Below are 12,651 nucleotides of genomic sequence, written 5' to 3' on the forward strand. Positions count from 1 at the left end.
TGAGGCTCAATTCCATGATAAATTGTCCAGGTTAATAGATAAGTCCCTAATAAAAAACCCAAAACAGTTAATCCTATTAATCGCTGTTTTTTCTTTTTATCTTTCTCTAACCAGTAAATAGAAAGAGGACTTAATATTAACCACAAAAATATAGCAAACAGTAAAAAGCCATAAGTTGCCATTATAGTCAATTGACTGAACGAACTATGATTAATACCAGTCCATACTAATCCTTCTAAACTTTGTTGTAAAGCAAATAAGCAAGGAAATGAAGCTAACAATGCTTCTCTTTTCGATCTTGTTTGTCTAATTGTTCCGATTCCTAATAATGATAAACTTGCTGCTGCTGTAAAGCTTACCGTTGCAGAAAAACACATAATTTTGACACTTTACTTAATCATAATCTCCACTATCAGTCCCATCAAAGTATAAACGTCCACTGCCTAAATATAAATCCCTAGGGTTATTTCCTGCGGGAAATACTGTTACACCAAACAGATAAGTTCCTCCATGATCTGGATTTTGTTTCGCTTTTAATCCTACAGTAAATGTTGTCCCTGGAGACACAGGCGGATCAAAAGTAATGGTCATGGTTTCTGTGGTTTTGTCCCAGGTGGTTTCTTCAATAGTTAAAGGGTTATTTCGATGATTTGGGGTTCCTTGAAATGCAATGGTATCTTTAGGATAATAGTCAATTTCTTCAAATCCTTGACGCTTATTAATGGTGATTGTTTTTAAAGCTTCTCCACTTTCATTGGGTAACTCAATAGTATAGTAATATCTAGGACTGCCAACTCTCGCACCTCGATAAGTTGTCATCACATTAATAAGACGAGGAGAACGACTAAAATAACTAATAGATGATTGATTTTCCTGGGCAATAATAGGAGATAAACCAACTGAAACACTCATTAAACCAAGAGAAACACCCCAAAATAGTTTATTCATTATTTTAATCCCTAATTTATAACTGATGAGCTTATTTAATTCAAAATCTCCCAAGGATTTATTATGGAAATTTATGATACTTGACTTGATACATAAGCTATACTCTATATTATAACCAATTAGTTGTTAAAAAATACTTAAATATCAATGAAATCTTTAAAAATCTTTATTTTTAGCTTAATCTTATTAGTGGCTTTTTTTCTCTTAGGTAGTCAATTTTTTACTTACAATGCCTCTATTATCTCTGAAAAAAATAGTAATCCTTACTATAACTATCATGCTTTACATAGTCGTGATGGAATAGGAAAATTTTATTTAGGTCGAGAAATTGCTAAAGTAATGGGACATAAAGAGTTTTTATGGTTAGAAAGACCTAGCAGAGAACAACAAGAAAAACCCCAACAACTGCTTGAAGCGTTAAACCTAAAACCGACAGATACTATCGCTGATATTGGTGCAGGAAGTGGCTATTTTTCTTTTCGTCTTGCTTCTTTAGTTCCCAAAGGAAAAGTCTATGCTGTTGATATTCAACCAGAAATGTTAAACATCATTGATTTCCTAAAAGAAGAGAACAAAGTAAACAATATAGAAACTATTTTAGGGACTATAAAAAATCCAAATTTACCTAAGAATACTGTTGATATTGTCTTAATGGTCGATGCTTATCACGAATTTGAATATCCTAGAGAAATGATGGAAAATATTGTGACATCTTTAAAACCTGGGAGAAAAGTTGTCTTAGCAGAATATCGCCGTGAAAACCCTTTAATCCCTATTAAGACTTTACATAAAATGACAGAAAAACAAGTTAAAAAAGAAATGAATATTGTCGGTTTAATCTGGGAAAAAACAGAAGAACTCTTACCCCAACAACATTTAATAGTCTTCAAAAAACTATAAATCTTTGCCATGATTACAATAAATAATGATCTTATTCATATTCGTGAGGAGAAAGCATTTCTGATAGAGTAACGATACGATAACCTCTTTTTTTTATTTCAGGAATAATCTTTTTTAAGGTTACATTAGTTCTTTTTCCCCACTCTCCTGAGTGACCATCTCTACCACTATCATGTAAAACAATAATTGCGCCAGGTCGTAAATTAGTTAAAATCTGATAACTGGCAAACTTAGAAGAAGGTATATGAGTATCATAAGGAAAAATTGATCCTAAAACCGTTTGATAGTTATACTTTTTAACTATATTCAACATCTGAGAATTATACCAACCGCCACCAGGACGAAACCATTTAACCTTTGATGAATCATCTGATAAAAATTGATTTAATGTTTTATCTGCTGTTAAAAATTCTTGCTCAAATTCTTCTAAAGATAAAAAAATACTTTTCTTATCTTTAACCATATGATTACCAACTTCATGACCATTATTAATGATATTTTGTACAATTAATTCATTATCTTCAATTCGTTCACTAATTAGAAAAAACGTCACATTTACATCATTTTCTTCTAAAGTTTCTAAAATTTTCGGGGTTGTTATAGAATTCGGTCCGTCATCAATAGTAATGGCAATGACCTTATCATCAGTTTCAGCAAAATAGTGAACACCAGGAGCAACTTTAATGATTATTCTAAATAACCATTGGGGTTGTTTTAGAGCAATTAATCCTAAACAAAGTAAGAAAACTGTGGGTAATAGTATAAAGCTTAATCGAAAAGTCTTAAAATTCAACATTTTTTAATGATTTATCAGATTTATCTGAGTCTAAGATTAAGAACTGGTTAATTTTTAATATTAATCCCGATTATTAATAATTAATAAGGAAATTTCAGTAAAATAACTGGATAAAATCAGAAAATCTTCAGAATTTTTTCATTTAAGTCTATTAAAGTAAGAAATATCCTAAATCTTTACAGGAGAATTTCCCATGAAATCAATGGTTACCAAGTCTGTGTTGTTGTTATCAATTGTTACGACCACAGCTATGACATTGTTACCTTTCGATACAAGATCCGCAATTGCACAATCAGATTCTAACGCAAATTGTATTATGACCCCTCAGGATTTTATTCCACCGAATACCCTGGCAATGATGGCTTTTCGAGGTGCTTTTGAAAAAGAAGGAATTCCTGGTTATATTGTTTTTAAAACTGAATTTAATTCGGGACAAATTACCGGAGATAGTATTGTCAAAGCAGCAATTGAAGGCTGTGTTTTAAGCAATAAATATGGTATGCAAGGCAACAGTGCTTACATTGCTGATGTTCAAACTCAGGTTCAGGACTTTATTAGAGCTCAGAATTAGGATTTTGATCAACGGAAACGAATACTCTTTCTCTTGACATTAAGTTTCTCAAAGAATCTCCGTGGGGGTCAACAATCGTTGACCCTTATTTTATTCTATTGTGTCACTAATTCGTCATTAAATTCATTAACGGTGCGTCGTCTTAACTCTAGAGACTCAGAACGAGGTAAGAGATCAAAAACTTCCCGTAACACATCATCAACTGCTTCGTATTTGACTTGACCTTTACCATCAAAAACTTTGTTTCCTTCACCATCAAGAATAACCGTTTGAGGAATAATATCTTGATAATAATAACCTGGTTCTTCTTTTGTATAAGTATCTTTAACAGGAATAGCATCAACACTAATAGGAATAATATTAGCAGCTCGACCATAAAATTCTTGTATGCGAGAAACCACGATCGCAAACTGTTTACAATCTCGACTATCATCCAAATAGTAAACAAGCACTGTCGGCATTTCTCTGTCCAAAGATCCTTTTAAAGATAATTTAGCCGGCACTAAAGAACCATTCCCTGCATAAACCACAAAAATGTTACCATCTAAGCGATCGTCATCAATAGCAGCTAATGCAGAAGATACGCCCCAACTGTTAAAACTAATTACAAAAGATAACAAACCAATTAAACAAACTTTAATCAATAACTTTGAGAACTGTTTTCTGTTCCCTGTTCCACTTCGACTAAGCTCAGTGTAAACCTGTTCGCTGATGCAATTAAGTAATCTCATAACGATATAGAAACCTTCTGGTAAGTTTGGTTACAATAAGTTCACAAGGAATGATAGAAATGATCCTGTGACTGAGCAGCAGACTACGAAACAATCAACCTCACGAAAAATTCCCGTTCAGATGCCGTTTGCTAATAGCCATTATGCTATTTTAGGACTTCATCCGTCCGCTTCTGTCATCGAAATACGTCGCGCCTATCGAGAGTTGAGCAAACGTTATCATCCTGATACTACAGAATTACCCTCAGCTATGGCAACCGCTAAGTTTCAGCGTCTTAATGAAGCTTATGGGGTACTGAGTAACCCTCAAAAGCGATCGCTGTATGATCTTCAAATTGGTTATTCTCGGTTGAATGTGATTCAAGATCCCTCAATACAGAGAAAAAATCCTAAAACGGGTCAATGGTCTAATTCGGCTTACTTAGATGCCAGCGATCGCCCTTTATCAGGGGGCGAATTGTTCGCTCTCTTTATTTTAGGATTAACCTTAATGGGTTGTTTGGTTTTAGCCATTTTTATTGCTATTCTGAGGGGCGATGAAGTCATTCCTAATACCGCCTTATCTCAAAATTATGCTTCAGTTGTTCCTATTTTTGCCTCTAAGGTATATTACACGACTCAAACCCTAATAACCCTATTATGACCTTTCCTGCTCCTGATACCCCCTTATATAACCATTCTCTTCCTGTTATTGAACAATGGCTATCCGACTTAGGTTGCCAGCAAGATCAGCAAAATCTAAACTGTTGGACAGTAACTAAACCGAACTGGAAAGCACAACTTAGCCTAGATGTTGAAGAAATTATTGTTTGTTACCTCAAAGCTGGTGCCGATGGTTCCGATGTGACACGGGCTTTTAAATATTCTCTCTCCCGTGAAGATGTTGAAGCTGCTATTTTTAGTGGACCTTAGCTTCAGCTTGTGCGTCCCTAACTTTTCCATAACCTACCTTTGCTATACTTAAATGATTCAGAGAAAAACCTCTTTACTAATACAATAAAAATATGAGGGCTACTCTCCCTGTTCGGGAAAGCAACCCTCGCTTTGCACAATACATTTTTACTGATTTGGTTAGCGTTGCTCAGCTAGAGGCTAAGCGACGCTATTTTTTCGTCTGTTAAACAAAAGAAGAAGATAATAGTTATATTTCATCTTCATCTGGTGCGCCAACTTGTTTGAGATGGATATGTTTACGGCCTAAAGTAATCTCAAATTCATCTCCTGGTTGTAGATTCATTTTTTTGGTATAAGCTGAACCAATCAAAAGATTACCATTAGATTGCACACTAATTTTATAGCTGGCTGAACGTCCACCTCTTCCTTGTCCTTCAGCACTACTATCAAGTTCAATGCCCTCAGCATCTATTAAAGCATTAAGAAATTTCATCATATTAACGCGCTCTACCCCATTTTTTGTCTGGGTATAATAGCCGCAAGCTCTTGCTTTTTCTTCTTTACTGAGGTCACCTAGCTCTTTAACTTTATCTACTAAAGCGTGGCCGGTTAGGGGTTTATCTTGTGTCATTAACTTCAACAGTAACTAAAGTGAATAATAAGGTTAACCGAATGGTAACTAACTTAGACTACAGTAACAATCAAAAAAATGATCAAGTTACTAACTGTCTCTATCATTATCTTACACACAATTTGTAAAATTTATCTACCATTCGACAAGATCAATAATAATTCATTGTTTGCAATGTTTCGACTATAATGCTGATCAAATTTACAAATGTTTGACTTTGCTCCCTTTTGTCTTCATAAAAATGTTATAAATTCAACAACAATCTATCACAGTCCTATGCTAATAACGGTAAAATTTTGAGAAAAATAAACCAAATGAAACTAACAACTCGTAGTCATTATAGCGTTAAAGCCTTACTGGATCTAAGTTTACAGCCGAACTATGGTCCAACATCAGTAAAAGCGATCGCAAAGCGACAAGATTTACCCGCTCCATATCTAGAAAAATTACTGATTGAAATGCGTCGTAGTGGATTAGTTAATTCCCTACGGGGATCGCAAGGTGGCTATCAGTTAGCTCGTCAACCAAGTCAAATTTCTTTAGGGGAAATATTAGACGCTGTTGGGGATACAATTGAGCCATTACCCTACTATAACCCTGATATTGAGCAAGTAGAAGATTGGGTAACATTTAGCCTTTGGAAACGTCTCCATGAGAAGCTTAAAGAAGCTCTTTATAAGATTACTTTAGCCGATCTTTATTATGATGCTCGTAGCTGGAAAGCTTCCCTCGGAGAAGCAGTCAGTTTTGTGGTTTAAGGAAATATTTTTATGGTAAATTCACAATCTTACTTTAAAATTCAAGGAGGCTGTCACTGTGGAACAGTGGGCTTTGAGGCGGTTATTGATAAGTTTGAAGCCATTAATTGTAACTGTTCTATTTGTCGGAAAAAAGGCTTTCTTCATCTTTTGGTTCCCCCTGAAAATTTTACCTTAATTAAGGGAGAACAAATGCTCACAACTTACACCTTTAATACCCATACAGCACAACACACTTTTTGTTCTATTTGTGGTATTCATTCTTTTTATCGTCCCCGTTCCCATCCAGGGTGGTTTGATATTAATCTCAACTGTCTTGATCAGGTAAATCTATCAGACTTTAAAATGAAATCCTTTGATGGGCAAAACTGGGAAAAAAATGTCGACAAAATCAAACAAACCCGCCCTGATAATTAAGCCGAACTAGACTGAGGATCAAGACCTAATTTGGATAATAATGCTACCATAATTATTCTGATCTTTGCTGCGATTGTTGACTATCTTATAGCCGATCCTTGGGGATGGTTACATCCTGTGGAAGTGATGGGGTGGTTGATCTCAATCTACTCTAATTTTGTTCTTTCTATTTGTCATACAAAGAACCAACGACGTTGTGCCGGAGTTATTTTAGGATTAGGGTTAATTGTTGCCAGTGGAATTGTTGGATGGAGCATCAATTTAATTAAATATCATCTAGATCCATTCTTGGGCATTTTTTTCGAGATTATTCTCTTAGCAAGTTGCTTTGCAGGACGTAGTTTAAGACTAGCAGCTCTTGATGTCCTGCTCCCGTTAAGAAATGGAAAAATTGACTCGGCCAGAACGAAACTAAGTCAATATGTAGGCCGTGATACAGCCAATCTTTCCCCAGAAGAAATATGGCGAGCCCTTGTAGAAACGGTGTCAGAAAATGCCATAGATGGGGTTACAGCCCCCTTATTTTATGCGATCGCTGGAGGCTTTTTTCCTGGAGTTAATAGTGTTGCATTAGCCTTGGCTTATAAAGCAGCCAGTACCCTTGATTCTACCATCGGTTATCAAAAAGAACCGTTTACCGATTTAGGCTGGTTTAGTGCAAAGTTTGAGGATCTTTTGACTTGGATTCCTTGTCGTCTCACAGTTCTAACCTTGAGTATACTATCAAGAAAACCCATACTTGTTTTATCTATTTGTTATCGAGATGCGCCCAAAGATCCTAGCCCCAACTCAGGATGGAGCGAATGTATTTATGCTGCTATTTTAGGGATTCAATTAGGGGGAAAAAATACTTATCAGGGTATCATTAAAGAAAAACCACTATTAGGAGATCCTCTCCATTCTATTACCTCTCAAACCATTGAAAAGGCATTAAATTTGACTCGAATTTGTTGTTTACTATGGCTGAGTTTAGGGGTAACTGGGTTATGGTTATTATCCTGAAAGGCAAACAATTATAATAGTTTCAGTCGATCAAAAAGTTGTTTGTGTGGGCTACAAGGGAGTAGAGAGCAATGACGTAGGTAACTGCTTACTGTTCACTGTTATTAAGAAGGATTCAACCACTCTCCTAGAATTCCAAGTTGGTGCTTGGCTTCATCGAGTTTTTGTTGTAAAGGCTTTAAACTATTTTCGTAAATATCGAGGCGAGCTTGCAATTGACCCACTTCAATTTGTGCTTGCTGCCAGTTTGCCCGTTCTCCTTCGAGTTGCTTAGTTTTTTGAGCCTGTTCTGCATCCAGTTGTTTGATCATAGCCTCGATTTCTTGAACACTATTATGTAAATGTTGGATTTCAGTTTCTAGGGTTTCTTTCTCTTGAGTGGTATTATTTTCCCATTCTTCTAATTGAATTAAGAGAGGGTCTAAATTGACTGTAGGGGTATGATCCTCAAAGTTCATTACCCCTTGACGACGACGCAAGACCCGTAAATATTGTAGGAGAACTTCTTGTCTTTCTTTGAGATTACGTCTTTGACCCACTAGGGTTTCATCTAAAAATTGTTTTCTTTCTTGTTCTTCTGCTAGTTCGTTTTCTAGGTCTATACGCTCGAAATCTCCGGCTTGTGCTAACTTATCGTGTAACTCCTGAACAGTTTGACACTGCAAAGTCAATTCTTCTTCTTGATCATTAACAAATCGAACTAATTTGTCTAAATCCCCTTGCAAATTGTTAACTTTTTCTTCAAGTTCTCCTAGGGGCATATTTTCTAAAGACACCACATCAACTTTGGTCTCAGCAGTAACATCCCCTACACCACTAGCGGTTTGTTCTAAGGTTTGTTGTAATTCTTGAATCCCTCGTAAATTACCATTAACCTTTTGTAATCTGTCTTGTTTATTACTGAGGATATTCTGTTGAACTCCCCATTGAATTTTGGCTTCCTCTAGGGAAGTTTGTGTTTCTTCTAACGCTTGAAAACGATTGCTTAAAATTTCTCCTTGTTGCTGCACTTCTCTGGTTTGGCGTTGAACTTGTGCTTTAAGGGTATCGAGTTGTTGCCAAAATTGATTGAGAATTGCTTGCTGTGCTTCTAAGGCATCGATAGCACCATCAAAAGGTTTTTCTAGAGATTTTAGTCCTATGGAACTTTGAGCAATGCGAGCAATTAATTCCTGAATTTTCTCAGCTTCGGCATCGGGAAGTTCTAACACTGCTCCAAAACGACCTTGGAAGTCTTGAAGTTGTTGTTGAGTTTGCTCAACTCGGTTCCATGCTGAGTCTGCTTCTTGACGACGGCGTTCAATTTGAGAGAGTTCTTTTTCGACTTCTTCTAGTTGTTCGAGACGAGTTTCCATCTCTGCTTCGCGACGGGTTAACTCTTGACTTTGATAAGTAAGAGATTGTTTCCACTGTTCTATCTCTTCTTGTTGAGTTTTTAACTTTTCTGAGAGACGGGATAACTTTTGTAATTGTCTAACCAATTCTGGGGCGGCCAGTTCAGCTTCTCCCTGAAGTTGGCGATTATTACCTAAATTAACCATCAAGAGGGTTCCTTCCCCAACTTGATCTATTTCTTCAAGGCCTATTACTTCGTCACCAGGAACAGGGCTCCAAGTTTGATCATTATGTTGACAGGCTAGGAGTTTGATTTCTGTCCGAAAACCACCAATGAAACCTCTTGTCTGTTTTTTGACTTCTGCAAGATATAGCACGAGCCACAACCCTCTCGATATTGCTGTTGCCTAGATTGTTAACATGGGGATAATGTTGAGGAACGTAATTAAATGTAGGAATAAAATTTCCAACGGTTATATTCCCTGTGATTACCAGATAGCCTTTATGGCATTACCTGAATCTATCATTGTCGCATATCTACACAACCTAATTAAATAGTTTTTAAATAATCCTATCCTATAGACGGTTAGGAATTTTTTAGGCGAAAAAAGCACTCAACCAATTCAATTGCTTCTAATACCTTATCCTACTAGGATTGGCTTTACTCTTCTGTTTCTATTTTAATTAGAAACTAAGTCTTGAAGCTTAGCTGAAGGACTCATTAGGAGTGATGGTTAGCTTTTCGGCTACGCTGAAGGCTAACTTCATTTTGACCCCTAACCATTTTCCCTACTTTGCAATAGGTACTAGTGGCAGTTGTGTCTTTCGTCTTTTAACAGTGCCTTATTTTAATCATAGCCTAGCTTTTATCTTGATGCTAGACTCAGTTCATTCTAGATGAAGATATTCCAACAAGATTCACGATAAAAATATTTACTATTATCAATTCTCATCTTAACCTTCAATGATGGAAAAACCCCTGTCAGTGTTTTAGGGAAGTCTTAATGATATACTTTAGAAAAGTCTATAATGTCCAACCCTTGAAGGCAAGAGTTAATAGACAATAGCCAAAAGCCTCAGTAAGTTAAATCAGACCTAATCAGGGTTTTAAAAATTCCATTAATTGGCTTAATATCTCTAATTAGAGTTAGCAGAATATTAGGATTTAGTTTAATTTGACTTTTGTGATTATCTCTTCGTTTATCGTCAAAATTATCACTATTCGTAAATCATTATGCAGGGAACTTTAAACGAAATTGATATACGTAGCATCCTGCAACTGATCGAAGTCGGACAACGAACGGGAGAACTTTTGATCGAAGCCTATCAAACCTCTTTAGGGAACCAGGGTGATGCTCTTGAGGGAGCTAACCTCAGTTCATTTCAACCGATTAAAATTCAGGCTCCTAGAATATTCTGGTTAGTTTTTTTTGTGAACGGACAAATCGTTTACACCATCCACAGTAAAAACCGAGGGTGTCGTCGTTTACGAGATTATCTATCTCGTTATCAAGTTAAACTCATCCCCGAAGAACTTGAAAATATCGATAAAATTAGTCATAACGAAATTGAATATGCTTACTTGTGGCAATTAATTAAACAAAATCGCCTAACTCCTGAGCAGGGAAAAAATATTATTCAACAAATGGTTAGAGAAACCCTCTTTGATTTACTAAGTTTACGACAAGGGGCATTTATTTTTGAAATGGGTTTAGGATTAGATCCTCTTTTGACCAGTGTAGAAGTCAGTCCATTATTGATGGAAATGATGAAAGAGGTACAACAGTGGAAACAGTTACATCCTTACTTTGAGAGTCCCCAACAAGTCTTAACCATTGCCGATCAAGAACAATTACAAAATACTTTACCCGAAAAAGCCTATGAACAGTTGTTACACTGGGCTGATGGCAAAACCTCCCTGAGACGGCTTTCCCGTCGCCTACAAAGGAATTTAGGTACTTTGGCACGGGGTATTTATCCTTACGTTGAACGAGGATGGTTGCATCCAGTCATGGCTATGACTTCTTCTGTATCTGTGCCTAAAAACCTTTGGGACGAATCCACCACCAGAGATAGTTCTCATATCGTCTGTCTTGATGATGATCTAACCATTGGCAAAACCGTAGAAACGATTTTAGCGGAAAATGGCTACGATATCTCCTTAATTACCGATCCTCTCTCAGGATTAACTCTGATATTTGAACTTAATCCCGATCTTATTTTATGTGACATTGCTATGCCCAAATTAGATGGTTATGAGATTTGCGCCATGTTAAGACATTCCAAGGCATTTCAATATACTCCTATCATCATGCTCACAGGAAAAGAAGGCTTTATTGATCGCATTCGAGCGCGCATGATGGGAGCAACCGATTACCTCACCAAACCCTTTGGAGAACAAGAATTATTGTTGTTGATCGAAAAATATATCAAACCTAAAACCAGGAGTGATTGAACGAGTACATAGGGATAACCCCAAAAATTTCTCTAGTTGTATTGTTGTTTTCTCAGAAAATTTGGGCAAATTAAGTATGTACACTTGAGGAGAAGAATTATTGATTAATTCATAATTCACCTGTCCTTAACAATAGGGTTAAGTTAAAAGGTTTCAGTCTGTGATCTATTAAATATTACTAAACAAATCATTCTCAGGTTTGTTAATTAGTAAGCTAAATTCTATGTGTGATTCACCCAATCTATAGAGAAAACGTTATGAGAGCAGTTTTAGTGGTAGAAGATAGTCCAGCGCAGCAAAAAATGATTGCGACGATTCTCAAAAAGAATGGTTGGCAAGTCATTATTGCAGAAGATGGCTTTCAAGCCCTCGAAAGTATTAAAGATTCGAGTCCAGATCTCATTGTTTTAGATATTGTCATGCCCAAAATGAATGGTTATGAAGTCTGTCGTCGGATTAAAACAAATCCTAGTACCCAAAATGTTCCCATTGTCATGTGTTCTTCAAAAGGAGAGGAATTTGATCGTTACTGGGGGATTAAACAGGGAGCAGATGCTTACATTTCCAAACCCTTTGAAGATATTGAACTTATCGGTACTATTCAACAACTACTACGGCAGTAAATAAACAATCATTTATATATACGGGGAAAACAATATGGTTGGGAATTTAGATTTAGGTCAAGACAACAGACAAGACATTTCTCCTGAACTTCAGGCATTACAAACCCCTGAAGGAGAATTATACTTACGGTTTCATCTACCCTCAAAAGAGGAGTTTGCCCTTCCAGCCATTGCCATTCGAGAGGTGATGCAACAAAGTCCAGACAGAATTACACCCATTCCCAATGCCTCACCCTTACTTTTAGGAACCCTCAATTTAAGGGGGCAAGTAATTTGGGTAGCTGACTTGGGGCAGTTTTTGGGTAATACGGTTCCCTTACGAACTGATCGCCCTGAAATTCCAGTCATTGCTGTCGAAGAGCAAGAAACCATTTTAGGGTTAGCTATTGATCAGTTAGGGGATATGGAATGGTTAGACATTGAACAATTACACGCCCCCAGTAATGTAGCCGATCACATTGCACCTTATGTTCAAGGAGAATGGCTGGTTGAAGAAAATTCTCACCAAGTCTTGCGATTATTAGACCAAGTAGCGATTTTACGCTCAGCCCGATGGGCAACCTAAAACAATGATTCTACCCTTAATTTAT

General features: G+C 36.5%; 16 protein-coding genes. 10 read left to right on the forward strand and 6 right to left on the reverse strand.

From position 1 onward, the window contains the following. Nucleotides 1-377: DUF6629 family protein (locus tag CY0110_RS13045; protein ID WP_008275915.1), on the reverse strand; the 377-nt coding region annotated here is incomplete at its 3' end. A gap of 16 nt (nt 378-393) precedes the next feature. After that, on the reverse strand, nt 394-948 hold the full coding sequence (locus CY0110_RS13050) for a DUF2808 domain-containing protein (protein WP_035799383.1): 555 nt from the start codon (nt 946-948) through the stop codon (nt 394-396). A 147-nt stretch (nt 949-1,095) separates the two neighbouring features. Between CY0110_RS13050 and CY0110_RS13055 the strand changes: the two genes are divergently transcribed. Continuing rightward, nucleotides 1,096-1,848, forward strand: a complete 753-nt coding sequence (locus CY0110_RS13055; RefSeq protein WP_008275917.1) for a class I SAM-dependent methyltransferase — start codon at nt 1,096-1,098, stop codon at nt 1,846-1,848. Between the two features lie 31 nt (nt 1,849-1,879). On the opposite strand, the gene CY0110_RS13060 is transcribed toward CY0110_RS13055, so the two are convergent. Further along, nucleotides 1,880-2,644, reverse strand: a complete 765-nt coding sequence (locus CY0110_RS13060) for a chitin deacetylase family protein (RefSeq protein ID WP_008275918.1) — start codon at nt 2,642-2,644, stop codon at nt 1,880-1,882. Between the two features lie 193 nt (nt 2,645-2,837). Here CY0110_RS13060 and CY0110_RS13065 point away from each other — a divergent pair, with 193 nt between their 5' ends. Continuing rightward, nucleotides 2,838-3,215 carry a hypothetical protein gene (locus tag CY0110_RS13065; protein WP_008275919.1) on the forward strand — a complete coding sequence of 126 codons (378 nt, stop codon included), beginning with the start codon at nt 2,838-2,840 and terminating at the stop codon, nt 3,213-3,215. Between the two features lie 95 nt (nt 3,216-3,310). Here CY0110_RS13065 and CY0110_RS13070 read toward each other — a convergent pair whose 3' ends face one another. Further along, nucleotides 3,311-3,946: a thylakoid membrane photosystem I accumulation factor gene (locus CY0110_RS13070; RefSeq protein WP_008275920.1), complete on the reverse strand. Its 636-nt coding sequence runs from the start codon at nt 3,944-3,946 to the stop codon at nt 3,311-3,313. Nucleotides 3,947-4,013: 67 nt separating this feature from the next. Here CY0110_RS13070 and CY0110_RS13075 point away from each other — a divergent pair, with 67 nt between their 5' ends. Then, nucleotides 4,014-4,589 carry a J domain-containing protein gene (locus CY0110_RS13075; RefSeq protein WP_408605574.1) on the forward strand — a complete coding sequence of 192 codons (576 nt, stop codon included), beginning with the start codon at nt 4,014-4,016 and terminating at the stop codon, nt 4,587-4,589. Then, entirely contained in the window at nt 4,586-4,858 is a 273-nt protein-coding gene (locus CY0110_RS13080; protein WP_008275922.1) for a DUF3143 domain-containing protein, read from the forward strand. Before CY0110_RS13075 ends, CY0110_RS13080 begins: the two co-directional genes overlap by 4 nt. A gap of 229 nt (nt 4,859-5,087) precedes the next feature. On the opposite strand, the gene CY0110_RS13085 is transcribed toward CY0110_RS13080, so the two are convergent. Next, entirely contained in the window at nt 5,088-5,471 is a 384-nt protein-coding gene (locus CY0110_RS13085; RefSeq protein WP_008275923.1) for an AbrB family transcriptional regulator, read from the reverse strand. Between the two features lie 314 nt (nt 5,472-5,785). Between CY0110_RS13085 and CY0110_RS13090 the strand changes: the two genes are divergently transcribed. The 3 genes from CY0110_RS13090 to cbiB are packed head-to-tail and all read left to right on the forward strand — an operon-like array spanning nt 5,786 to nt 7,648. After that, nucleotides 5,786-6,229 carry an Rrf2 family transcriptional regulator gene (locus tag CY0110_RS13090; RefSeq protein ID WP_008275924.1) on the forward strand — a complete coding sequence of 148 codons (444 nt, stop codon included), beginning with the start codon at nt 5,786-5,788 and terminating at the stop codon, nt 6,227-6,229. Nucleotides 6,230-6,241: 12 nt separating this feature from the next. Next, nucleotides 6,242-6,646 (forward strand): GFA family protein, encoded by a 405-nt coding sequence (locus CY0110_RS13095; protein ID WP_008275925.1) that lies wholly within the window; start codon nt 6,242-6,244, stop codon nt 6,644-6,646. Between the two features lie 30 nt (nt 6,647-6,676). Next, nucleotides 6,677-7,648 (forward strand): adenosylcobinamide-phosphate synthase CbiB, encoded by a 972-nt coding sequence (cbiB, locus tag CY0110_RS13100; protein ID WP_008275926.1) that lies wholly within the window; start codon nt 6,677-6,679, stop codon nt 7,646-7,648. Between the two features lie 104 nt (nt 7,649-7,752). Here cbiB and hmpF read toward each other — a convergent pair whose 3' ends face one another. Next, complete coding sequence (hmpF, locus tag CY0110_RS13105) at nt 7,753-9,360, reverse strand: pilus motility taxis protein HmpF (protein ID WP_008275927.1); 1,608 nt, start codon at nt 9,358-9,360, stop codon at nt 7,753-7,755. A gap of 857 nt (nt 9,361-10,217) precedes the next feature. Between hmpF and CY0110_RS13110 the strand changes: the two genes are divergently transcribed. The 3 genes from CY0110_RS13110 (at nt 10,218) to CY0110_RS13120 (ending at nt 12,626) form a co-directional block, all read left to right on the forward strand. Next, nucleotides 10,218-11,438, forward strand: coding sequence for a response regulator (locus CY0110_RS13110; RefSeq protein WP_008275928.1), 1,221 nt, complete (start codon nt 10,218-10,220; stop codon nt 11,436-11,438). 257 nt (nt 11,439-11,695) lie between these two features. Then, nucleotides 11,696-12,061 carry a response regulator gene (locus tag CY0110_RS13115; protein ID WP_008275929.1) on the forward strand — a complete coding sequence of 122 codons (366 nt, stop codon included), beginning with the start codon at nt 11,696-11,698 and terminating at the stop codon, nt 12,059-12,061. Nucleotides 12,062-12,095: 34 nt separating this feature from the next. After that, nucleotides 12,096-12,626, forward strand: a complete 531-nt coding sequence (locus tag CY0110_RS13120) for a chemotaxis protein CheW (RefSeq protein WP_008275930.1) — start codon at nt 12,096-12,098, stop codon at nt 12,624-12,626. Nucleotides 12,627-12,651 lie beyond the last annotated feature (25 nt).

It is taken from the genome of Crocosphaera chwakensis CCY0110, assembly GCF_000169335.1.
Lineage (GTDB): Bacteria > Cyanobacteriota > Cyanobacteriia > Cyanobacteriales > Microcystaceae > Crocosphaera > Crocosphaera chwakensis.

Excerpts from the sequence above, each read along its gene's own strand:
- CY0110_RS13050 (WP_035799383.1), bottom strand. The coding sequence starts at position 948 with ATGAATAAACTATTTTGGGGTGTTTCTCTTGGTTTAATGAGTGTTTCA.
- CY0110_RS13055 (WP_008275917.1), top strand. The coding sequence starts at position 1,096 with ATGAAATCTTTAAAAATCTTTATTTTTAGCTTAATCTTATTAGTGGCT.
- CY0110_RS13060 (WP_008275918.1), bottom strand. The coding sequence starts at position 2,644 with ATGTTGAATTTTAAGACTTTTCGATTAAGCTTTATACTATTACCCACA.
- CY0110_RS13065 (WP_008275919.1), top strand. The coding sequence starts at position 2,838 with ATGAAATCAATGGTTACCAAGTCTGTGTTGTTGTTATCAATTGTTACG.
- CY0110_RS13070 (WP_008275920.1), bottom strand. The coding sequence starts at position 3,946 with ATGAGATTACTTAATTGCATCAGCGAACAGGTTTACACTGAGCTTAGT.
- CY0110_RS13080 (WP_008275922.1), top strand. The coding sequence starts at position 4,586 with ATGACCTTTCCTGCTCCTGATACCCCCTTATATAACCATTCTCTTCCT.
- CY0110_RS13085 (WP_008275923.1), bottom strand. The coding sequence starts at position 5,471 with ATGACACAAGATAAACCCCTAACCGGCCACGCTTTAGTAGATAAAGTT.
- CY0110_RS13090 (WP_008275924.1), top strand. The coding sequence starts at position 5,786 with ATGAAACTAACAACTCGTAGTCATTATAGCGTTAAAGCCTTACTGGAT.
- CY0110_RS13095 (WP_008275925.1), top strand. The coding sequence starts at position 6,242 with ATGGTAAATTCACAATCTTACTTTAAAATTCAAGGAGGCTGTCACTGT.
- CY0110_RS13110 (WP_008275928.1), top strand. The coding sequence starts at position 10,218 with ATGCAGGGAACTTTAAACGAAATTGATATACGTAGCATCCTGCAACTG.
- CY0110_RS13115 (WP_008275929.1), top strand. The coding sequence starts at position 11,696 with ATGAGAGCAGTTTTAGTGGTAGAAGATAGTCCAGCGCAGCAAAAAATG.
- CY0110_RS13120 (WP_008275930.1), top strand. The coding sequence starts at position 12,096 with ATGGTTGGGAATTTAGATTTAGGTCAAGACAACAGACAAGACATTTCT.